Annotated in this window: 9 protein-coding genes and 1 pseudogene; 6 read left to right on the plus strand and 4 right to left on the minus strand. The window is 65.5% G+C overall.

The features are described 5' to 3' along the window. Window positions 1–39 precede the first annotated feature (39 nt). From drmD to ACFW6B_RS34290, 6 genes and pseudogenes are all read left to right on the plus strand, one after another. On the plus strand, window positions 40–3,243 hold the full coding sequence (gene drmD, locus ACFW6B_RS34265) for a DISARM system SNF2-like helicase DrmD (protein WP_386602429.1): 3,204 nt from the start codon (window positions 40–42) through the stop codon (window positions 3,241–3,243). Beyond that, entirely contained in the window at window positions 3,240–7,271 is a 4,032-nt protein-coding gene (locus ACFW6B_RS34270; protein ID WP_386602410.1) for an Eco57I restriction-modification methylase domain-containing protein, read from the plus strand. Before drmD ends, ACFW6B_RS34270 begins: the two co-directional genes overlap by 4 nt. Next, window positions 7,268–11,032, plus strand: coding sequence for a DISARM system helicase DrmA (drmA, locus tag ACFW6B_RS34275; RefSeq protein WP_386602412.1), 3,765 nt, complete (start codon window positions 7,268–7,270; stop codon window positions 11,030–11,032). The genes ACFW6B_RS34270 and drmA overlap by 4 nt, the downstream gene beginning before the upstream one ends. Then, entirely contained in the window at window positions 11,029–13,056 is a 2,028-nt protein-coding gene (gene drmB, locus ACFW6B_RS34280; RefSeq protein ID WP_386602414.1) for a DrmB family protein, read from the plus strand. The genes drmA and drmB overlap by 4 nt, the downstream gene beginning before the upstream one ends. Further along, window positions 13,049–13,783, plus strand: a complete 735-nt coding sequence (drmC, locus tag ACFW6B_RS34285; RefSeq protein WP_386602416.1) for a DISARM system phospholipase D-like protein DrmC — start codon at window positions 13,049–13,051, stop codon at window positions 13,781–13,783. Before drmB ends, drmC begins: the two co-directional genes overlap by 8 nt. A gap of 608 nt (window positions 13,784–14,391) precedes the next feature. Next, a pseudogene (locus ACFW6B_RS34290) lies at window positions 14,392–14,694 on the plus strand (transposase); the annotation flags it as partial. A gap of 162 nt (window positions 14,695–14,856) precedes the next feature. On the opposite strand, the gene ACFW6B_RS34295 reads toward ACFW6B_RS34290, so the two are convergent. The 4 genes from ACFW6B_RS34295 to ACFW6B_RS34310 are packed head-to-tail and all read right to left on the minus strand — an operon-like array spanning window position 14,857 to window position 22,769. Beyond that, the gene (locus tag ACFW6B_RS34295; protein WP_386602418.1) at window positions 14,857–15,918 is read right to left on the minus strand and encodes a Wadjet anti-phage system protein JetD domain-containing protein; all 1,062 of its coding nucleotides are present in this window, start codon (window positions 15,916–15,918) and stop codon (window positions 14,857–14,859) included. Continuing rightward, window positions 15,915–20,372 (minus strand): hypothetical protein, encoded by a 4,458-nt coding sequence (locus ACFW6B_RS34300; RefSeq protein ID WP_386602420.1) that lies wholly within the window; start codon window positions 20,370–20,372, stop codon window positions 15,915–15,917. The genes ACFW6B_RS34295 and ACFW6B_RS34300 overlap by 4 nt, the downstream gene beginning before the upstream one ends. A 25-nt stretch (window positions 20,373–20,397) precedes the next feature. Beyond that, window positions 20,398–21,219, minus strand: coding sequence for a hypothetical protein (locus ACFW6B_RS34305; protein ID WP_386602422.1), 822 nt, complete (start codon window positions 21,217–21,219; stop codon window positions 20,398–20,400). Then, window positions 21,216–22,769, minus strand: a complete 1,554-nt coding sequence (locus tag ACFW6B_RS34310) for a hypothetical protein (RefSeq protein ID WP_386602424.1) — start codon at window positions 22,767–22,769, stop codon at window positions 21,216–21,218. Before ACFW6B_RS34310 ends, ACFW6B_RS34305 begins: the two co-directional genes overlap by 4 nt. Between the last annotated feature and the right edge of the window lie 176 nt (window positions 22,770–22,945).

Genomic DNA, 22,945 nt, shown 5'->3' on the forward strand with positions numbered 1-22,945 from the left:
AATCTGACAATTACGGCATCGGTGAAGGAGTCTGCCCAGGTGGCGACCGCTACGGAGCACCCGCAGGGATCAGCGAGCACTACCGCGCGCGCGACGCCTCTTCCACCGGTCCCGGAGCCCGGGCAGGTCGTAAAGGTGCGGGGCTCCACCTGGGCTGTGTCCGATGTCAACAAACAGGGCCTTCCTCGCAGCCCCGCCGACGAGGGTGTGCCTGGGCTCTCTCATGTGGTCAGCCTGCAGTCGCTGGATGAGGATCGGCTCGGGCAGGAGCTGACGGTCGTCTGGGAGCTGGAGGTCGGGCACACCGTCGCCCCGAACCAGGGGTTGCCAGAGACTGTGCGGGCGGAGGCGTTCGACGATCCGAACACGCTCGCCGCGTTTGTGGATGCAGTCCGCTGGGGTGCAGTCACCTCGGCGGATGCCAACTCCTACCAGGCTCCCTTCCGCAGCGGCGCGAACGTGGAGGCGTACCAGCTGGTGCCGCTGAGCCGGGCCCTGCAGTCATCGCGTACGAACCTGTTGCTGGCGGACGACGTCGGCCTGGGCAAGACCATCGAGGCCGGGCTCGTGGTGCAGGAGCTGTTGCTGCGACACCGTGCGCGGTCCGTGGTGATCGTGTGCCCTCCGAGCCTGTCGTTGAAGTGGCAGGACGAGATGAGGGAGAAGTTCGGCCTGGACTTCGTCATCGTCAACAGTGAGCTGATGGCGAAGGTGCGGCGGAGCCACGGACTGAACGCCAACCCGTTCCGGCTCTTTCCCCGTGTGATCGTGAGCATGGCGTGGCTGCCGTCGCTGCGGGCGCAGCGTCTGCTGCGTGACGTACTGGCGGACGTGCGCAGCGCAGGCACGGCCAGGCGGTACGCGTTCGACGTGCTGGTGGTCGACGAGGCGCACCACGTGGCGCCGGCCAGCCCGACGACGGCGCCGGGACAGCGTGGCTACGCGGTGGACAGCAAACGGACGACGGCGACAATGCGGCTCGCGGAAGCGTGCGAGCACCGGCTGTTCCTGAGCGCGACGCCGCACAACGGCTATTCGGAGTCGTTCACCGCCCTGTTGGAGATGATCGACGGTCGCCGGTTCACCCGCGGCGCGAGCATCGACGAGCGCGCGCTGAAGGAGGTGATGGTGCGGTGGTTGAAGACCGATCTTCCGGAGAAGGGGTTCAAGACCCGGAAGCTGGGGACCCTTCCGTTCACACCGACGGAGGAGGAGCAACAGCAGTTCGCGAGGTTGGAGCGGCTGTTGGCGGCCAGTGCCCGGGCGAACGGCAAGGGCTCGGGCGGCGACATTGTCGCGATGCTGTTGAAGAAGCGTTTCCTGTCCAGTCCGTGGTCGTTCGCCCGCACCCTTGAGCTGTACGAGGGCTCGGACGGGGGTGACCGGCAGCTTCGGATGGACGACGAGGACCAGTACTACACGGAGGTGCTGGGCAGCAGTCAGTCGGACGAGGAGGAGGGAGCAGCCGAGCACCCTGAGTTCACGGCGCTGCGCCACTCCAAGGGCTCGGACTCCTTGGTCGCGGCCACCAGCAGCGAGATCGCCTCGCTCATCGAGTGGGGGCGCCGTTATGAGCACAAGCCGGACTCCCGGCTGGAAGAACTGCTGACCTTTCTCGCCGCGGTCTGCCGGCCGGACGGCACCCACTGGTCCAATGAACGCGTCGTGGTGTTCACGGAGTACGCAGCCACCCTCGAATGGATCGAGCGCGTCCTGCGACAGCGTGGCTATGACAACGTACTGGAGGTCATCCAGGGCTCGACCCCGACCGAGGAGCGAGAGAAGATTCGCGCCCGGTTCACCGAGAGTCCGGACAAGCACCCGGTCCGCGTCCTGCTCGCCACCGACTCCGCCGGCGAGGGCATCGACCTGCAGACCCACTGCCACCGCCTGGTCAACTTCGACATCCCCTTCAACCCGTCCCGCCTGGAGCAGCGCATCGGCCGGATCGACCGGTACGGACAGACGAAGCACCCGGAGATTTTCCACTTCGTCCCGGTCTCCGACTCCACGACGTACGACGCGGACATGAAGTTCATGGGGATCGTTGCGACCAAGGTCGGGCGGGCCACCGAAGATCTCGGCAAGGTCAACCAGGTCATCGACGCCGAGGTGCAGGAGCACTTCGCTCCCACGCGCACGGCGCGTAAGGCCCGGCTGACCGCACCGGACGACGGCAATGAGGTGATCACCCGCGTGCTGGCTGGCGGAATGGAACTGAACCGCCAGCTCACCAAGCTCTCGGAGACGTACGACGAGCACAAGGCCGCCATGCATCTCACACCCGCGAACGCCCGCCGGGTGGTGGACACCGCGCTCACCCTGACCTCTCAGCCCCCGCTCGTTGAGATCGGCGACGACCGCACCGAAGCGCAGGTCTTCGAGATCCCGAACCTCGGTCGCTCTTGGCAGCCGGCCCTGCGTGGCCTGGACACCCGCCTGGAGCCGGGCGTCCCACGTCCCATCACCTTCGACGACCAGGCCGCGCAGCAGCGCACCGACCTGGTCCACATTCACCTCGGCCACGCACTCATGCAGCGCGCCACCCGCACCCTGCGCTCCGCGCTGTTCAGCACGGACTCGCCAGTACACCGGGTCACCGCCGTCATCACCCCCGGCCTGCCCGAGTCCTGTGTGGCCGCGGTCTCCCGACTCGTTCTGGTCGGACGCGGCGGGCTGCGACTGCACGAAGAGGTGTTCCTCACCGGCGTTCGGCTACGCGGTCAGGCACTTGCCGAGTCCAAGGTCGAGCAGGTCCTCGATGAAACCCTCGACTCCGAAGATCTGCTCCTGGCTGATGAGAAGGTACGCGCTCACCTCGCTGACCAGTGGAACGACGACGGTTCCCGACTGCGCACACGCCTGCTGACCGCGATGGAACGCAAGAGTGCCAGCCGCCAGGAGAAGGTCACCGAGGCGCTTACACAGCGCCGGGACTCCGACATCAAGCGTGCTCATGAGATCTTCGACGCCTTCCGGCTCAACCTGCGCGAGTCTCGCGACCGCCTGGATCAGGCCATCCGCGCCGAGGAAGAGCTGCTGTTCACCGACGACCAGCAGAAACAGCGACGCCGGGACCTGCAGCACATGAACGAGCGCCTCGACAGCCTGGACGACGAGGAGACGCGCGAGATCGCCTCGATCCAGGACCGCTACAGCGACATCAAGCCCTATGTGTCTGCCGCCGCGGTCGTGTTCGCCCTCACCCCCGAAGACGCGAAGAACGGAATGGTCAAGGCATGAGCCGCCGCTACCCTCCGACCGCCGCCGGCCTGCACCGTGCCTGGCTCGAACTCGTCGACGCGGACGGCCCGTTCCTCGCCGTCCCCGCTCTGGAACGCGTCTATCCGCAAGGTATCCCCCAGCCCGACTCTCGCGCGCTCGACGCCATCAAGGATGCCAAGCCGGCTTTCGAGAAGGCATGGGAGAACTGGGACGAGCATCCTGGTGACGAAGCCGCCCTCGACCTGTACCGCGAGGCCCGCGACGCCTGGGTCGACCTTGTCCTGCGCCAGGGGCTGCGTTGGGGCACCTCCTACACCGTGCCCGCCCCGGCCGCCGCCGAGGTCCGTTCGCCCGACTACGTCGTCACCGTCCGCGCCGACGGCGTCCTCGTCCACGGAGACACCACCGGGGCCCTCGTCCTGGTCACCGACCCCACGGACTCCCTGCGCGATCCGCTCACCGACGGCTGGTCGGCCAGCCCCATCGACCGCATGGAGGAGCTGCTGCGCGCCTCCAGCGTTCCCATTGGCGTCGTCACCGACGGCCGCTGGTGGGCGATCGTCAGCGCCCGGCCGCGGACCATGGTCGCCTCCGGCATCGTTGACGCCCAGACCTGGATCGAAGAGCCCCAGACCCGCAACGCTTTCATCGAACTCCTCCAGCGCCGCCGCCTGGTCGGTGGCAAGCAACAGGACCGACTGACGGAACTCTTCGGCGAATCCGTCACCGCTGCTGAGAAGATCACTGAAGCGCTCGGCACCCAGGTCCGCCGCGCAGTCGAACTCATCGTCCAAGCCCTGTCCGAAGGCGCCCTGGACGCACAGCGACGCGGCGAGCCCGACCCGCTGCCGACGGCAAGGGGCGAGGTCTACGAGGCTGCCGTCACCGTCATGATGCGCGTCGTCTTCCTCCTCTTCGCCGAAGAGCGCGGGCTGCTGCCGCAGAGCCGCCTCTTCGCGATGGGATACGGCATCAGCGACGAACTCGACCTCCTCGACGCTCGCGAGAAGGAAGAGGGCGAACAGGCCCTCGACGCCACGTTCCTGACCTGGCATCGACTCCTGGCCACTTCCCAAGCTCTGTACAGGGGCGCGAGCTTCGAGGACCTGCGCCTGCCCGAGTACGGCGGCTCCCTCTTCGACTCAGCCCGCTTCCCCTTCCTCACCGCCTGCGACTCCCAGGACACCCTGGCCATCACGGTCAGCGACCGCGTCATGCTCGAAGTCCTGCGCGCCGTCCAGATCGCCCAGCTGTCCGGCGGAGCACGACGGATCTCCTTCCGCGACATCGACGTCGAACAGATCGGCTACATCTACGAGGGTCTGCTCGGCTACTCCTGCGAACCCGTCGAAGAGATCATCGTCGGGCTGACCGGCAGCGCGGGATCCGAACCTGAGATCCCCCTCGCCACCCTTGAAGAACTCAGCCACGCCAAGCACACCGAGACCGCGCTGGCCGATGCGATCCTCGCCTGGATCAAGCAGCACCAGCCAGCCGCGAAACCGTCCAGCAAGGCCGCCCTCACCAAGGTTTTGAAGGCGGGCGAGACGCTGGATGACACTGAGATTGCCCTGCGCGACGTCACCGACGACCCGGACCTGCGCGACCGGCTCCGTCCGTTCGTCGGCATCATCCGCCGCGATCTGCGTAACCGGCCGCTGGTGGTGGAGCCCGGTGGTGTTCTGCTGGTGGAGACCCCCTCGCGCGCTTCGGCCGGCGCGCACTACACGCCCCGCTCTCTGGCCGAGGAGGTCGTTCGGTACGCGCTGGAACCTCTTGTCTACTCGCCCGGACCACACCAGATCGCCGACCAGGACGCGTGGCGGCCCATCGACTCCGACCAGATCCTCGACCTGCGCATCGCCGACATCGCCTGCGGTTCGGGCGCCTTCCTCGTCGCTGCGGCGCGCTACCTCGCCGACCGGCTCGTCGAGGCATGGCAGCGCGAGGGCGTGGCGTACGGAAGGACGCCGCACGACCTGCACGTCCACGCGATAAGGACCGTGGTTGCGACCTGCCTGTACGGCGCCGACATCAACGGCATGGCCGTGGAGATGTGCAAGCTGTCGCTATGGCTGGTGTCGTTGGATCCGAAGCTCCCGTTCTCGTTTGTCGACGACAAGGTGCTGCACGGCAACGCCCTGCTCGGTCTGACCGACGCTGACCAGCTGCGTCGGCTTCACATTGATTCCGCTGTGGCCGGCAATCAGCTAAGCGTCTTTGCTCTAGATGTGGACGACATCCTGAACCAGGCCCGCCGTCTGCGTCACCAGCTCGCTACCGAAGTAGACGACAGCGACCCGCAACGCTCGGCCGCTACGAAACGGCGACAGTGGCGTCGGTACCAGGAACTGACGGCACAGCTTGCTGATGTCGCGGACGGAGTGATCGCAGCTGGGCTGCGGTGGGGCGGAAAGCCAGGGAAGCAGTTGAAAGCCGCATACGAGAACCTGCGCATCGCAGTGGAAAGCGCGTATCCGGCGGATGCCGGGGAGGCAGACCGGACGATGCTCGACGGGATCAAGAAGGCTGGGCTCACCCCGACAGTAACCACGGACTACGAGCGGTGGAAGCCGCTGCACTGGATCCTAGCCGTGCCGGACGTGATGGAGCGGGGTGGGTTCGACGCAGTCATCGGCAACCCACCATTCCTCGCTGGTTCCGACATCACGGGGGCAATGGGTACAAACGTCCGGGATTGGCTCGTTGAGGTGTGTGCATCCGGGTATCGCGCAAACGCCGACGTGGTCGCATACTTCTTCCTTCGCGCGGAAAAACTCCTTACCTCGACAGGGGGGCTTGGACTCATCGCAACCAATAGCATCGCCCAAGGGAAGAGTCGCGAGGTAAGTCTCGACAGAATGAGTTCTAGCGGCTTTACCATTACTCGGTCCATTCAAAGTCGACCGTGGCCTGCCGTGAGCGCCAGTCTGGAGTATGCGGCTGTTTGGGGTACCTATCGCGCGGTAGCAGGGGGCGCCCCGAGATTTGCGGATGATGTCGCGGTGCGGCGCATTTCAACACTTCTGGAACCTGCCGGGAGGGTTGAAGGGAATCCCATTCGATTGGCCGAGAATTTGGGTGTCACATTCGAGGGGTGTAAACCCACTGGATCGGGATTCGTAGTTACTTCAGTCGAAGCAGAGGAGTGGGCAGAGGTCGATCCTAGAAATCGCGAGGTGGTTCTACCGTACCTCGGAGGGGAGGACCTGAATTCCCGCCCGGACAGCTCTGCTTCTCGCCACATCATTGACTTCACCAATCATCAAGAAGATTCGGCGAAAAAATATTCATTGCCGTACGAGAGGGCGTTCACGCAAGTCAGGCCGCAGCGCCTGAAAAACAATCGAAAGGTTTACCGCGACTACTGGTGGCAGTTCGCTGAGAAGCGTCCTGGTCTACGCAAAGCAATTTCCGGATTGAGCGAAGTCCTCGCTATGCCTCGACATTCCGTCACTGCAATGCCGAGTCGGGTTGCCAACGATCGAGTATTCGGGGACGCGTTGGTAGTTTTTGCGACTGAATCATTCTTTGATCAGGCGGTTCTTTCATCGTCGCCGCATCAGATGTGGGCGATCAAATACGGATCTGGCCTACGCAAGGACCCGCGATACACCCCGTCAGGAGTCTTCGAGACTTTTCCCTTCCCGTCAGCGGACGACGGTCGAATGGCCGAGCTCGGTAGAATTCTCAACGCTGAGCGCAGCGAGATTATGCTGCGCCGAGACCTCGGCCTCACCAAGCTCTACAGCATGATCAACGACCCCGGCATTTGCGGCTCCTCCGACTCAGATGTGGCTCGCCTCCGAGAGATTCACGTGGCACTCGATCGAGCAGTAATGGCCGCCTATGGGTGGGATGATGTCCCCCTGGAACACGGATTCCACACCTACCGCCAGATGGAGCGCTGGACGGTGAGTCCCGCTGCCCGGGTGGAGATCCTTGACCGCCTCCTCGAAGAGAATCACCGTCGAGCCTCCTCTCAGGGCGTTGTCAGTCCCACTGATGACAATGAGGCCACTGAGGAAGAGGAGGGCAACGAGTGACCACCCCCCGGCGCAACGGCGCCCAGCCTGCGGCGACGTCCAGTGTCCCCCAGGCCCCGGCCTACCGTCTCGCCCTCGAACCCGACGACCGTTCCTGGACCGCCCGGGAGAACCTGGTCGACATCCTGGAGCGTGAGCTCCTTGGCCCGGCCAACGGCCCGGACGAGATTCTTGACGGCGTCCCTGACTCGGCGTACCTGATCGGCCGGATCGCGCCCGTGCGGCTTACCGCCAGCAAGGACGACCCCGGCGAGGCGGGCTCGGACGACGCCGCGACCGATGTGGGCGATGCCGTGGACGCCGCCGAGAGCCGAGGTGTGCCGCTCACCGCCGTCGACGACAGCAGCGCGAGTTCGGACGAGGACGAGGTCGAGGACCAGCCACAGAAGCGTGGGCTAATGATCCCGGCGTCGATGGGGCTGCGCTTCCAGATCCCCAATGACCTGGACGAGTTCACGGTGACCGCCTCGTGGGGGACGTACGAGGCGGTAAAGGAGAAGCGCGGTGAGGGGGCCGAAGACAGCGAGGGCGAGAGTGCGGCACCTGCTCCGGCTCTGCGTCGTTTTCAGCGCACCCCGCATGTCACCCCAAAGACGATCAAGGTTGCCGACCTGAAGCCGTCCTGCACGACCGAGATCGTGCTCAGGGACAAGATCCTGCTCCGGGTGGATCGTTACGACGATGTCGATGGTGACTGCCGCCTGATCGAGGTGGCGCTGTGTAACGACCGGGAGACGCCTCGCAAGATCCCGGTCGAGGCGTGGCTGTACCAGACCAAGCTGTCGGTGTCGGCCGGCGGAGCTGAGGTGTTCCTGCCGGTCAACGACGTACTTCTGGACACGCGCGAGGAGCCGGATGACGAGCTGCGGCGGCTGCGACTTCAGTACCGCAACCGTCTGGAGTTCGCCCATGGCCGGACCTGCTCGGTGGACTGGGAGGTAGCCGAGGAAGCACGCAGGGCCAGTGAGGTCTGGACGACGTGGCTGCCGGTGAGTGAGACGCCGCAGACGGCCGCCGAGGAGATCGGCGAAGCCATGCTCGACATGCGCAAGCTCCAGGAGGCATCGACCGACGAGCTGCGTACGGGTCTTGAGCCGATCGTCGCGGGTTACACGGTCTGGCTGGACGGCGAGGAACAGCGGGCCGAGGCCCTTCCGGAGCATTTGCGGTCCGAGGGCCTGGACGCGGTCACCGAGGCACGCCGGGTGCAACGCCAGCTTGAGGAGGGTTTGAAGCATCTCCTCGGGGACGAGGAAACGTTGCGCTGCTTCCGGTTCATGAACCGGGTTATGGCTGATCAGCGTGTGCAGTCCCAGGTCGCGGAGCGGCGGGCGAGTCGGCCGGAGGAGAGCATCGACGAGGCTCGCAAGGCGATCCTCGCGGAGAAGGGGGTCCTGGCGCATTCGTGGCGTACCTTCCAGCTCGCCTTCGTGCTCATGCAGTTGCCGCTGCTGTCCGACCCGGCTACCGAGAAGCGGTCGGGTGACCTAGCCAAAGCGCAGCTGCTGTTCTTCCCGACCGGTGGTGGCAAGACGGAGGCGTATCTGGGGCTGGCCGCGTACACGTTCGCGATCCGTCGCCGCCAGGGCGTCGTGGATGCTTTCGACGGTCCGCTGGACGGGCGGTCCGGGGTTGCCGTCCTTATGCGGTACACGCTGCGCCTGCTCACCGCCCAGCAGTTCCAGCGCGCCACCGCCTTGGTGTGCGCGGCGGAGCTGGCGCGGCGCGACGATGTGGCGACGTGGGGAGAGGAGCCGTTTCGGATCGGGCTGTGGGTCGGTACCGATGTGAGTCCGAAACGGTACGACGAGGCCGCCACGCAGTTGCAGAAAGCCCATGGAGGGCGCGGCTATCGGCTGACGGTGCTGCAGATCCAGCGCTGCCCGTGGTGCGGGACGCGAGTCGAGGCGCGCGATGTGCGCACGGAGCCTGTGCTGCGCCGGGTGTACGTTTACTGCGGGGACGAGTTGGCCGACTGTCCGTTCGCCGACGGCGGTGATGTGCCGGACGGGCTGCCGGTGCTCACGGTCGACGAGGAGATCTACCGGCTCGCGCCGGCATTCGTCATCGCCACCGTGGACAAGTTCGCCCGCCTGGCGCGGGAGGGCGAGGCTGCCTCGCTGTTCGGGCACGTCTCGCGGCGCTGTGAACGGCACGGCTTCGTGCACCCCGACTATCAGCAGTGCGACATCAAGGATGGCAGCAAGCATCCAAAGAAGGACGGCTGGCTGGCGGCTCCCGTTCACCCCGCCACGAGGCTGCGGCCCCCGGATCTGGTCATCCAGGACGAGCTGCACCTGATCACCGGAGCACTCGGTACGACGGTGGGCCTGTTCGAGGTGGCCATCGACGTGATGACCGACTGGCGGACGAAGGATGGTCGCCCGGTGCGTCCTCTGCTTGTCGCCTCCACAGCTACCGCCCGTAACGCGCCGGAGCAGGTGCGTGCACTATACGGGCGCGATGTCACCATCTTCCCGCCGCAGGTCCTGGATGCTGGGAACACCTACTTTTCCAAGGAAATCCCAGTCTCTGAGAAGCATCCAGGGCGCCGGTACGTCGGGATCAGCACGACCGGGGTGCGCTTGACCACGGCGGAGATCCGGGTCGCCGAGGTGCTCCTGGCCAGTGGGCAACTGCTTCTTGACCGTTCCGGTCGCGTGGCCGATCCGTATATGACCCTGGTCGGCTACTTCAGCGCCACTCGTGAACTAGCCGGCATGGCCCGGTACATGAGCGACGACATTCAGACCGCGCTCTCCAAGGGCCGTCCCTGGTCGAAGCTCCCCCGCCGCACCGGCACTGACTATGGTTCGCTGCACGTCGCCGAGTTGACCTCGCGCGTGGCCAGCGCGGACATCACCGCGACCCTGGACCAGATGGCGGCGGCGTTCGACCCAGGCTTCGACTCCACCGCAGGGAAACGAAACCGGCGTGCATTGCGAGAGGCGAAGAAGCCGGAGCCTACGCGTGAGGTCAATCCGTACGACGTGGTCCTGGCCACCTCCATGCTCCAGGTAGGTGTGGACGTGACCCGCCTTGGGCTGATGCTCGTGGTCGGGCAACCGAAGAACACCGCGGAGTACATCCAGGCGTCCTCCCGTGTGGGCCGTACCGCGGACCGGCCGGGTCTGGTGGTCGCCCTCGGGAACTGGGCGCGGCCGAGGGACCTCGCCCATTTCGAGCAGTTCCGCCACTACCACGAGACGTTCTACGCCCAGGTGGAGGCGCTGTCGGTGACCCCGTTCTCGGTGACCTCCCTGGAGCGCGGCCTGGACGGCGTGCTGGTTAGCGCTGCTCGCGTCCTGCAGGCCGCCAAGGCCGGCCACGGGCAAGGGCTGTCCCCGGAGGACGGAGCGGCCCGTATCGAGGCCGAGCAGCACTTCGCGGGCGAACTCGTCGACGCTCTCGTCCGTCGCGTTGCGCGGGCCGGCGACGAGGACGCCGCCAACCGAGCCCGCCTGCGCCTGGAGAATCGGCTCGACCAGTGGGGCAAGCGACGTAAGAGCCTCATGGAGGACCGTAAGTCGCTGGTGTACGAGAGGGTTTTGGATGACGGTCGGCACGACGCGTTGATGATGAGCGCGGAGAATGCCAAGGCAGGCATCGACACTCGCGATGCGGCGCCATTCATCGTGGCGAACTCGATGCGCGAGGTACAGCCGGAGATCAACCTCCTGGTGAGTCCGATCAAGGAACGACTGGTATACCGCGCTCCTGACTATGCCCCTCAGTGGAAGATGCCGGAGGACAACTCGTGAGTGACGAGACACGCTTCGTCTATGACGTCGCCCACGCCGTCGACCCGCTGGGCGACCTGGAGCAGGAGGCGGAGAAGGCCACCAAGCACAACCGCGCCAAGGTAGGCTCGGCCCGCCCCTCCTCCCTGCTCTACACCTACGGTTCCGGCGCGATCATGGACTTGCCGCAGTTCACGATCATGCCCACTGGCTTGGACGACTGGGACCGCATCTGGCGGCGTCGCGACTCCGCGCCTCCGCAGATCCACGCCCCACGCCTGCGTGACGTGGTCCGGATGATGCTGCGTTCGCCCGACGTGCAGCTACGGCCGTATCCCTGGCAGCCGAAGAAGCACAGCCGGTCCGCCGAAGGCAACGACCTTGGAGTCCCGTCCCGAGTATTTCCGCAATGGCTGCGGTGCACGGGTTGCGACATGCTCGGACTGCTCACTCAGTTCGACTACCGCAACACGCATCCCTTCCGAACCGACCTGGCCGTCTTCGAGCACGCCAAGTGCACGGGCCGCGCGGGCGCTGGTACCCGCAAGCCGATGCGCCGCACCGCCATTCCAGCCCGGTATCTGCTGGCGTGCGTCGACGGACACCTGGACGAGTTTCCGTACGACCTGTGGGTGCACCACGGACAGCCCTGCACCCAGGCGGAGCTGCCCGCCCTGAAGATGGTCGACCGGACCGCCGGCAAGGGTGCCTCGGCAGTCATTCACTGCGCGTCCTGTGATGTGCGGCGGCCTATGAACGAGGCCCAAGGGGAGGCTGGTAGGGCGAAACTGCCCCAGTGCCGCGGACGCCACCCGCACTTGGACGCCTTCGAACCCAAGGGCTGCCGCAACGAGACCCGGCTGATGCTCGTCGGCGCATCCAACCTGTGGTTCCCGGCCACCCAGTCAATCATCGTGATGCCCGAGTCCCAGGAGGAGAAGGCCAGCGACCTGGCCGACCGGGTCCGTACCGCTCTCGGCGACAAGCTCGCCAAGTACCGCGACAACATGGGCATGATCCGGGACCTGCTTGACGACCGTGTCGACGTCACTGGCCTGTCTGACCACGACTTGGAACAGGTCCTTCAGGCGGCCTCCGCCCCCACCGACACCCCGGAGGAACAGGAGGAGAAGCTCCGCGACTGGGACCCGGTCGACCTTCTCGTTCCCGAATGGCGTTACCTACTGCGGGACATCGTCGGCGCCCGCGTCGAGGATCCCAAGAGCGGACTCACCCTCGCCACCCGGAACCGGGGCGACGCCCTGCAGCCGGAGATCATCCGTGTACTCGCGGTCGAACGCCTCCGCAAGGTGAATGCCCTGGTCGGCTTCACCCGCATCGACGACATGGACCGCGTTGGCGACCTCCCACGGCGCCTGGCCCCACTGACCCGCACACCCCGGCCAGCTTGGACCGTGGCTACCGAGGACCGGGGCGAAGGCATTTTTCTCCAGCTTGACGAGCACGCCGTCGCCGCATGGGAAAAGCGCGTCCTCGAAACCGACTTGTGGAAGCTGCACCGCCAGGCGCACGAGAGGAACTTCAGGCGCCGCTTCTCCGAGACCGCCGACCGGGTACATCCCGATACCCGCCTGAAGCCCCCGCGTTACTGGCTCGTCCACACCCTCGCCCACATCCTCATCCGCGAACTCGCCCTTACCTGCGGCTACTCGGCCGCTAGCCTGAGTGAACGTCTCTACGCGTGGCCTGCCGCCGAGGGCCGCGACCCTGCGGCTGGCCTTCTCATCTGCACCACCGCCTCAGACAGCGACGGCACCCTCGGCGGCCTCGTGCAGCTCAGCGAGCCAACGCGCCTCCAGCGTGCCGTCGGCAGTGCGTTGCGTAAGGCCGCACGCTGCTCCTCCGACCCCATCTGCTCCAAGCGCACCCCGCAGGATCCCGAGGACTTCCTCCACGGCGCCGCCTGCCACTGTTGCGTCATGGCCTCGGAAACCTCCTGCGAGCGCGCAAATCGCTTCCTCGACCGCCGCTTCCTCCTCGATCTGCCCGGCAGCGACCTCGGATTTTTCCAGGTCCATGAGTGAGACGGACGCGTCACGACGACTCGGCCAACTCCTCACCGGTACCGAGGCCAAAGGGATAGCGGACCGACTTGCCGACGGCGACACCCTCACTGCGGCGCTCAAGGTCGTCGCGGTCGGCCGGCGGGCAGACGTTCGACGCCTTCTGGAGGCGATTGCCAGCGGTACCGGGGCAGGACACCATCAGGCCGTGGCCCTGCGCGCAATCGAGGGGGCACGGGCACTGCCGACCACACTGTCACCGCTCTGGACCATGCCCGGACACCTCGTCCAGAGCGGGCCGCTCACCACCTCAGTGACCCGTCTTGTGGACAGTGCTCGTTACGCAATCACGTGCTCGACCTTTAACTTCCAGCGGAGCTCAGCGCTTTGGAAATCGCTACGGGAAGCCGCGCAGCGTGATGATGTCACCGTCCGCGTTTATATGGACACTCGGGCTGCCGACGGCGTCGGACAGCAAGGATCCCCCACGACTTCGGAAGTCGCCGCGCACTTGGCGTCTGCCGAGGTCTGGCGAACCAAGAAGTTCGACGGCGCATACGTTCGCAACCACGCCAAGTTCCTTGTCATCGATCACCACCTTCTTTTGGTGACTAGTGCGAACTTCTCTTGGAGCGGGGAGAATAACAACGTCGAGTTCGGCGTTCTCATCGATAACCCGAACCTCGCCGAAGCTGTCGAGCGCGAGCTGCGGGAGGTGGAGAGCATCCTGTACGAACGAGTTTCCTGATAGCCCCACAGAGTGGCCTTTTCGGTGGGCGTTCGATGTTGATTTGCGTTGGGTGCTTTAGTCTGCTTTGTTGTATTGATCGCGGCTGATCTTGGTCTGAAGCATCCGGAAGCTCCCCGTTAGGGCCCTCCGGCACTCGCTTGGCTGGCCTTTGCTAAGCCCTCCGCGTGCTCGCGCAGTCTTACGCTGAGCATCCCAAATGCCGGGCAGGGCGGCGACCCTGGAACATGTTTCGAGAGGATGCGTGAAGCGTCACAAGATCCCCGACAGAGTCGAATTGCCTGATTGTCGACAGGCGGCTCCCGCAACGTCGGGGGCTTACCCGTTATGAACTCGTGACATGATCTTGTTGAGGTGCTCTGGCCGGGCGTTACCGATGAGGCGATTTGGTCGTTCGGGAGGGTGTGAGTACTCGGCCGTGGATCGTGGATGACGACTTGTGGACGTTTGTCAAGCCGCTGCTGCCCCTGGAGCTGGGGTTCGGCTCCGGATAAACCTGCTGGCGGCGCTTGGAACGGTGGCAGCAGGCCGGGGTCTTCGATCGACTGCACCGCATCCTGCTTTCCGAACTGAACGCGGCCGGCGAACTCGACTGGTCCAGAGCGTGCGTGGACGGTTCCCACATCCGCGTGAAAAAGGGGGAGCCGACACCGGTCGACCGCCGGAAGACGGGCAGCAAAAACCACTCGATCTGCGACGGCCGCGGCACCCCGCTCAAGGTCATTACCACCGCGGCGAACGTCAACGACGTCACCCAGACCCTCGCCCTGGTCGACGGCATCCCACCCGTCGCTGGCCGTCTCGGCCAGCCACGCCGCCGCCCCGATTCGCTGCTCGGAGACAAAGGCTACGACTCCAACCCCTACCGCAAGGAGCTGCGCAAGCGTCGGATCCTGCCAGTCATCTCCCCAAGGGCGTCCGTCTGTCCAGCCAGCGACCTCATCCAGGGTTACCGCACCTATTACCTCGAATTCGTCCTGTTCATCACATGGATGGCCCTGCGCGACTACGCCGAGCACGACCCAGCCAGAAGAGACCTGCAGCCCGTCGCCAACCTCGTCGATGAGCATGGCTCACCATCGCCAGTCTGGAACGACGCTGAGTTCGTTCCGGTTGGTCGCCTCCTGCGCGATGCGTTGCCCTTTGGTCAGCAGGGCGTTTGCTGCCTGCCGGAGTTCCTCGGGGAGCCACGCTGTGAGGTTATGAGCCCGTTCGCTGGTGATGATGTCGCTGGCGGTGGATTCGTGGGCGAGCAGCAGGCGATACAGGGCAGTCGCCGGTTCAATGGGCGGCAGTCCGTGCTGCACGCCGTTAATGGAGGCTCTGGCCGGGATGGCGATGCCTTCGGCATCGAGGTCGCCGTAATAGACGATGCGGTGGATGCCGGAGAGTTCGGCGATGTTTTCGACGGATGCCTCGAAGGCTCTTCCGGAGCCGAAGGCGACGTATCCGATGCGGCCAGGGTCGGGCTTGAGCAGGTCGCGCAGGGTCGCGTAGGTGTCGCTGTTTTCTGCAACAAGCACGGTGTCGCCGTCACCGAGCCGACGGTAGGCCAGCGGCGGCGGTTCGCGGTAGGTGGCGAGTTGTTCGAGGGTCAGCCTCCCTGGGGCGAAGAGGGATCCAGTGATCAGTGTGTCGAGGCGCTTTTCGTAGCGGAAGATCTCGTACGAACGTTCGCGCAGGGGTACCGGGAGACGTCGGGCTGGTTGGTTGTTGGTATCTCGGAACCAGCGGTTACAGGCGAGGAGGTCCTCGGTCTGGGACGCGGTCAGCCGGGCGTCATAGGCCCAGTTGAGCTCGGGCCGCCATGACACATGCTGGCGTGGGGTGGCGTGTTTCGCAGGCGACGTGGTGGGGATTCGGATTTGCTCTGGAAGAGCTGGGTGGCCGCCGTCCCATTTGCTGCGGGAGGCGGGAAGGCTGAGGATGTCGCGGTCGGCGATTTCGTACAGCAGCGTGGCGAGGACGCTGCGGGCGTTCTCGCCGCTGGCGGCGCCCGGCAGAGCTTCGCGGAATGCCTCCATGACGGTCGCCCGGCTGACTGTGACGCGTTCGGCGCGGGCTTGGAGTGCGGCGCTGAGTTGTGCCGCTGCGGGGGAGAGCGGCACCTGGTCTGGATCTGTGGGTGAGGTCATTGAACGTCGTCCCGCTTCCTGTACAGCCGGGCGGCGGTGAGCATGCCGACGGGTTCGGGGGCGTCCTGGTCGGGGGTGATGCGGGGCGCGGGTAAGAGGGCGTTGCGTACGTGTTCTTCGAGCCGGATGAGGGAGAGGCCGCTTCGGGCTTCGGCGTCGTTGCGCAGCTGGATGCGCATGGGGAAGCGTGAGGTGACGTCCTCGTCGCTCAGCCCGGTGGTGTAGATCAGCTGGATTCCCAGGGCGGCGGCCATCTCCATCTGGATGTCGACGAGATAGCTGGCGTTGGCCCGGCCGATGGGGTTGTCGAGCAGGAGCAGGCCGCCGTTGCGGGTACGGCTGCGGGGGCCAGGGGAGGTGCGCAGGGCGGCGAGTGCGCAGTACAGGAGGATGGCTCCGGTCAGTTCCTGGCCGCCGGAGAAGACGCGGCTCATTTCTTCGACGGGGACGCGGTCCAGGCGCTGGGAGGCATTGGGCTTCATGACCTCTGCGGTGAACCCACGGGGGACGGCTGCGAGGAGGCAGCGCATCACGACGTCGATGCCTTTGAGGTTGCGGGTGCGCTGATTGCCGGCCAGCGCGTCGATGGATTCGTGCATCTGGGCCGTGAGGGCAGGAAGGTCCGGTTTCTTGTAGCGGATGGTGAGGAACTTCTGCCCGGACCAGGGGGCGTCCCCCTCGGGGAAAGCGGAGAAGCGGCTGGCCTGGTCGAGGCGCTGCAGGAGGTCGGTGACGTGGCCGCTGAGGTGTGAGGCGAGGGTCTCACGGGTCTTGGCCATGCCTTCGAGGTCTGAGGTCAGGGCTGCGATGCGGGAAGCCAGTGCGTTGGTCCAGGTGGCGGCCATCGCTGGGATGTGGTGGCTGTCCAGGGCGGAGATCTGTGTACGCAGGGGGATGTCGAGTCGTTCGAATCGGACATCGCCAGGTACTTCCTTGAGCCGGCTGACGCCTCCCTCCAGCTTTCGCTCGGTCTGGCGCGCTGTATCCCGGCAAGTAGTGTGGGCGGCGACCGCCTGGCGGGCGGCGGATGTAGCGGCTTCCGCAGTACCGTCGTAAGGCGGCTGGTCCGGCGGGACGGTCAGGCCGTGGACTGCAGTTTCCAGCATTGGCAGGACCCGGTCGAATGCCGCCAGGTCCTTGGTGGAACTGGTCTGATTGCGGCGAGCGGTGTTGAAGGCGTCGTGGGCTAGACGTTCCTCGTTCTGAGCCGTGCTCAGTTCGTCTGCTGCCCTCATTTCCAGCTCGCGGGCCTCGGCGACGGTGGTCGGGGTCCAGGCGGTCGATTCTTCGTCGTTAGGCAAGGCTGCCGGCTCCAAATGCCTGACACGCTCTTCAAGTCGGCTCGCCTGATCCCGGAGTCCCTGGAGTGCCGTTTCGTAGGAGTCGATCTCGACGGTGAGGGCGCGCAGAATCGCGTCGCGCTGAACAGCATCACCGGCCCGTCCGTCTCGACTGTGGGCCAGAGCCAGCCCCTGGACTGCTTCGGGGACTTGGTCCCATTCCTCCTGGCTGGCGAGCAGCGCCTTCTGCGCTGTCGCCGCTCGCACCTGCTGGTCCTCGCCGACCTCAACGCCTCTCAGTTCGTCCTGCGCTTGAAGGTAGCGGTGTTGGAGAGAGGGGAGGGGCAACAGCGGTGCACCGGAGTCATCGTGCGCCTGCTCTGCCTGGGACGTGCTGGTGATCTTTTCGCGCGACCGGACGTATCCCTCTGCAGCCTGCTCGGCTGATTCGATGGCGCGCGCGAGACGCAGGACTTCCTTGTCCGCCTCATCGATCTGGACCGCCAGGGACTCGAGTTGGGTGTCGCGTGCGACCTTTTCACCGGTGAGGACATTGATGCGGGCCTGTGCTTGGTCAGCAGCGGACTCCTCTTCCGCCAGGCGAGCCAGCTTCTCGGCGATTTGCTGCGCGGCCTTAAGCCCTTCGATACGACGTTCGCATTTATCCTCGGCAACCTGCAGCGCAGCCTCTTGCTCACCTGCTGCGGTGCGGGCTTCGGCCAGGTTGCTCTCGGCTTCCTCAGCAGCGGTCTCCAGGAGTTCCAGTCGACTGAGCAGCTCGGACACCGGCTGGAGACCTAAGGCGTCACGCCAGTTCGCGATTTGGCGGAGCAGGTCGCGTACAGCGGTAATGCGCTGACCGAGCGAATTCACCTCGTGGGTGACCTCGGTGATGCGGGCGTCGACCGCGGCGCGTTCGTGCGCGGCGGCTTCTTCGTTGTGGAGGGCGGGGGAGGGTTCGACCACGAACCGGCCCGCATCGGGTGCTGCTTGGATGCTCAGCATCCGCTCCCCGGTGCCCACGGTCACGGAGGCGGATGGCAGCGGGCGAAGGCGCTCCACCAGGGCTCGGGCAGTGTCCAGGCCGTCAAGGCCGCCCACGATGATCCCGCCGACCAGGTCGGGGTGCGTGTTGATGACCTGCTGGCGCTCGCTGGTCGGGACGTTGTCGTGCATCCACTGCCAGCCGGGCACGGCGTGGATCCCGTGCTCCGACAGTTTTCCGCACAGGTCGCGTACCTCTGCGGCGGCGGGCAGCAGGCCCTCGCTGGTGTCGAGGAGGGCGAGCAGGGTTTGATCGCTTTGCAGGTCGATGCGCTTGTTTGTGAGTGTGGTTTCGAGCCCGCCGGAGCGGCGCTCGGCGACCTGCTCCAGGGTGTCGGCGTGGTCGTTCAGCCAGCACAATGCGTCACCGGCGCCCAGTTCGTCGCTGCTGGCTTCCAGGAGCTCGCCACACAGCGAGTTGCTGCGAATGTCCTCAGCTTGAGCGCGCAGCCGGCTGGTCTCCTCTGCTGCTGCCGTCGCGGCTCCTCGCGCGGACCAGGCTAGTTGTTGTTGCTTCGACAGAGCAGTGTGGGATCGGTCCCGTTCGGTTTTGATGCTCTTGCGGGCCTGGTCGGCTTCCCGGCGCAGCTGCTCGCTGTGGCGCGCGTCGTCCCGGGTGCGGGCCGCGGCATCGGCGGCGCTTTCCTGCGGAGCGAGAAGGTCTAGCTCGCGGGCGGCACTCAGGCGTAATGCGAAGTCGTCGGTCTGCTTCTGCAGAATGCGGGTTTCTGCCTGCGCGTCGCCTACCGCGGTGAGCAGTTCGTTGCTGCGGGTACGCCATTGTCCGATCTTTTTCTGCGTCTCGCTTGTCACGCGGTGGTGCGTACGGATTGTTTCGCGGGCCTCTTGCTCGGCCCGGGTGTAGCCGACGCGTAGCGCTGCTGCTGCGGTGTCGAGGGCTTGGATGTAGGGGGCGGCGGTGCGTTCGGCCTGGACGAGGGCTTGCTGGGCGCGGTTGTTGTCGTCCTGGGCCTGTGAGTGGCGTAGTGCGATCGGTACGCTCGCCCACGCCGCGCACTGATGCTGCGCCTCCTGCTTTTCCTTTTGAGCAGCCTCCTGCTGAGCGGTGATCTCGCCCAGCTCGAGAGTGTGGGCACACAACTGCACGTGCCGGACGCGCGCGTGGGCGAGAACGTTGCTGCTCTTCGCGGCCTCCAGCAAGCCGTGAGTCTTCTTGAGGGCGGCGTTTCTGTCGCTCTCGGTGGTGGTGAGTTGGGTGTGACGCGCCCGGACCGAGGAGGTGAGGTGCACGAGGTCCTTCTCGGCACCCTGGGCTGCACCGGCATGCTGTGAGTACAAGTCGTGGAGGCCGGCAACGTCTTCGCACGCGCGGTGCATCTCCACCGCGAAGTGCCGCTCCCTTTCCCACTGGGCACGCTGGTCGTGTGCGGCGGCATAACCGTGGAAGGCGGTGCCCAGTTCGGTGTACTGGTCGTCGTCTGTGGCCTTGCGCAGGAGCCATTCGACGAAGGCGTTGGCGGTGTTGGTGGTGAAGGCTGCGGCGGCGTCGCTTTCCTTGGCGTTCATCCTGCGCTGCACGTCGAAGAGTTCGGGCTGCAGGCCGAGACCGCGCTGATGTTTCTCCCACTTCTCCTGGCCGTCGACGAGGTGCAGCTCGAGCGCTTCCACGCGTTCTTTCCAGTCGCGTAGTTCGGTGCAGTAGTCCTCGTACGGAGTCCAGTGCCCCTCGCGGTGGAAGGGGAGTCGGTCGGCGTCCAGGGCCGCGCAGGGGTGGAAGCTGTAGAAGCAGCGCTGGAGTTTGCCGTCGCGCTCGGGGGCCAGGACCTGTGCGGTCACCAGCAGGCGTCCGGTGCGGGCGTCGGCCCATTCGAGCACCACGTGCGAGGGCTGCGCCATGGAGATGGTGAAGTTGCGCAGTGTCTCCAGATCCTGGTGGTGGAAGGGGATGGTGGTGCAGGTGATACCGGTCAGTAAGACGCCTTTGCCGCCGCCGTTTTGCAGCATGACCAGGCTGGCGGGTGCCGGGCGGTGGGTGACGTGTCCGGCGTCGGGAATCAGTGAGGCGGTCTCCACCTCGGCGCCGACGCCAGAGAAGTCCAGCGGCACATCCTCGTAACGGGCATCGCGAGGACCGAAGTTTCGCAGCAGGATGCGGTTGAGCTCATACATGGAAGGAGTCCTTGGGGGAGGAAGGTCAGCTGAACAGGCCGTTGGCCGGCACGGCATCGTCCGGCGACGGCTGTGCCTCCGGTGACGGCTGGGCGTGGCCGGGTGCACCGTCCGTGGGCAGGGCTGCGACACCCAGCGCTGCGAGTTCTTGCAGCATGTCGCGTGCGGCCTGGTCGCGGATCTGCAGCCGGTACTTGACGTGGGTGACGTAGGTGCCGGCGTCCTCGTCGCTGACCTTGCTTGCGAAACCGTGGCTTTCTAGATGCGTGAACGCCCTTTTCACCAGGGCTCTTGTAGACGCCTGCGGTGCTCTGCCCGTCTGCGTTTTGGTCTTGCCCGTGGCGTTGCGGCGCAGATAGGCCCGCCACAGCCCCTCCAACCCCGGTTGACCGGAGGGCGGATCGACGTCCTCGCCAGTGTGTGCAAGGCGGCGTTCAATGGTCGAAGCCCGTACACGGATCTCGTCATCGACCTGCCGGACCGAGATCCGCCCTACATGCTCGTCATCGTCGAGGTCCTCGGGGCGAGGAAAGACCATGGACGCAATCGTCAACTGGGCCAGCAGATACAGGGGACGATCGGAGGTCTGCGGGACAAGCTCAGAGACGGACACAGCGAAGTCGGTCTCGGGTGTGGTGCCCAGGACCAGCCCGGTCAGAGGATGGACTTCCAGCACTGTCAGGTCGAATCCCTGGGCGACCTTCCGCACCACCTGCGCGAAGTCCGGCTCGGTATCGAAGCGTTGGACAAGGCGGGCATACTCGCCGGAGCGGGCGGGAGCCTTGCGGCGGGCCATGGCGAAGGCGACCATCCGGGCAGCCTCGGCAGCATCCTCGTGGCGGTTCATGCACTCTCCTGATCAAGCGAGTGGGTGTCAGCCTTGCGGGCGGTGCGGTGCGGCGCGGCGAACGCGGGCAGTGGCGTGTTCATCTCCTGCGTCATGGCGGTGCTCCGGGTGCGGACCAGGAGGAAGTCGCTGCCGCCGAAGCGGTCGTCATCCAGGACCGTGCCGTCGTCGACGGCCACCACGGCAGCCTCGCCGTCGGCGAGCTGGCGCACGGGAATGAGCCGGAACAACTGCTGGACGCGGAGAGTGAGCAGCTCGTCGGTTCCCGCGTCCGGGCCCATTCCCGGGCCGGGCTGGCGTGTGGTCTCCAGCAGGGCCGAGAGCCGCACGCCCTGGTCTGTGACGGCTGCCAGCAGAGCGTCCACCGCATGGTGCTGCTCGTCGGTGAAGGCGGAAGGGGCATCGATCTGCGACCAGTCGTACTCCTCCTGGACCGGCACCAGCTCCCCACCGGCCTCGTCGGCGACCTGGGCGAGTCCCTCCAAGTAGTCAGGCAGGTACATCACGCGAGGGCGCACAGGCCCCATGACCGCGCGAGTGAACGCCTCCAAGGGACCCAGGCACGCGTCGAGGGAGAGCTCCAGAACCGGTTGAAGGAGCTGCTCATGCAGATGTACGCGGGTGTGAATCGCCGGAGCCACGAATACCTGACGGTCTTGTTGCCGCCGGAATTCCGGACCGACTTCCATCAGCATCTTGATCAGTACCGCATGACGTTTCCAGCATTCGTGGATGAGTTCTGCGAGATCCTGCAGCTGTCTGCGCTTGCGTTCATCGTCGGTGGCTTCCAGCAGCTGGTTGACCCGCTCCTTTTGCATCGTCTCGGCCTCGGACCGGCTGCGAACATGCTCCAGAGCCTCATCGACGATGTCTTTGACTTCTGTGTCCCAGTCCACCGCCCGCACATTGCGCTTCATCGATTCGATGCGCCCATGGATGTCTTTGGCGTACCGGATGCTATGGATCTGTGCGTTCTGGGCGGCCTGCCACGCCTCGCTGATCCGTGAACGCTTGAGCAGCGCCTCCAGTTTAGCTTCGGCGGCGATCTGTTCTGAGGCGATGTCGACGTCGATCGCATGTACCAGCACGGTGATCGCCGCGTCTGTGGCGATGAGCGCTGCTTGCCCCACATGATCGGGAACTTCCTTGAGGATCTGGAAGGATGCTGTGCGCGTCTCGAATCCGTCGTCGGTAACATGCCCGACTTCGTGGTGGAAGGCGCGGTCGCGTTCTTCGGTGTTGATCAGCCGCTCGGTCACCCATCGGGCGACCGCCCGGTACTCCTCCCCTGGCCGGTTCGGAAGCTGCAGTGCGGCGAACTCGGACACGTGTTCCACGACAGCTTCCTGGCGCACGGCCGAGGTCATGTCCGTGCGCAGTGTCACGAAGTCAATGGCGGTCAAGGCCAGCTCGGCCATGCGGTATCCGTCCCACCCACGTTCTTTCTTGGCCTTGCTGTTGTCCAGGGCCAGCAATGGGGAGCCCACGGCCAGGGCTCGGATCCGAGAGGTGATGCTCTCGTAGACTGTCGATGGCTCTTCGAAGATCACCAGTTCTGTCCCCCAAGTTCATCTCTGGCGCGCTGAGTTCAAGCTAAAACACGGCACTGACAATGACTCTGAAATTCGAACTACTGACCTTCAAAGCGTGATGTCGTCATGGCAGCTGGCGGCGAAGGCCAGTGCCGGTGAGGCAGCCGTCGAGGACGTCGTGGCGGTATTGGAGC

Origin of the sequence: Streptomyces sp. NPDC058751 (assembly GCF_042746485.1) — a bacterium.
Lineage (GTDB): Bacteria > Actinomycetota > Actinomycetes > Streptomycetales > Streptomycetaceae > Streptomyces.